The 782-nt window shown below is 45.3% G+C and carries 1 protein-coding gene; it reads right to left on the bottom strand.

Going from position 1 to position 782, the window contains the following annotated elements; translation table 11 throughout:
* Window positions 1-44 precede the first annotated feature (44 nt).
* Window positions 45-782: two-component system response regulator (locus R7P74_RS25955; protein ID WP_318123531.1), on the bottom strand; the 738-nt coding region annotated here is incomplete at its 5' end.

Raw genomic sequence — 782 nt, 5'->3', positions numbered from 1 at the left:
TGCTTTCACCATATTAATTAAAGATAAGATCCGAGTTTGGCTTTCTAAACGAGTCGATTCACTCGAGTAATATTCAGGCTGAAACTGGATGCACCTAAACAACCTATCGACAACTGACCTGTTGTCTTCAGCGGTAAATCTCGGGTGATGAAGTTTTTCATGCTGCCATCGCCCAGTCGATTGCCTGCCGCAATATGTTGATTTTCATGTCCATCCGACCATTGGCTGTCCAAACCAGCAGGTAAAAGTGACACGGTTGAGGAAGCTAAATCCGCCACACCAAATACCGCCTTCACCGCACCAGCACAATCTGAGCACTCAATGCCCTTCTCCATGATGTTTACCATGTCTTTCAGATCCGCACTGAAACTTTTTAAGTTTCTTAGGTAATCATCAAACAAAGCTCTCACCAGTAGCGTTGTCGCTACACCTCCATTTTCTTGGGAAGCAGAGTCCACTAAGTAGAAAGCAAACTGTCCATTCATCAACCAGCGATAATCAAACACCAAAGGCATCAAATCTGCCGACTGTAGTAACCGATAAGAACAACGCCAGTCACCTTGAGAGGCGTCTTTGTCTGGCAACAACGCATGCAGCAGATCTCTCGCTGCATTTGGGTTTTGTTGCAAGTACTCTAAATGCCAGTGCAGCTCTTGCTCATCTGGTATTTCTCCACCATCATCTACGCGGAACCACTGGCTTGAAAAGTCACGCTGTTCGGCAAAATGACAATCTGAGTCCTCAAGCGTATTGTCAATCGCTTGCGACAAATGTTCATAATT

It is taken from the genome of Vibrio sp. 2033, from assembly GCF_033339735.1.
This window is presented reverse-complemented; position numbering and strand designations above follow the sequence as displayed.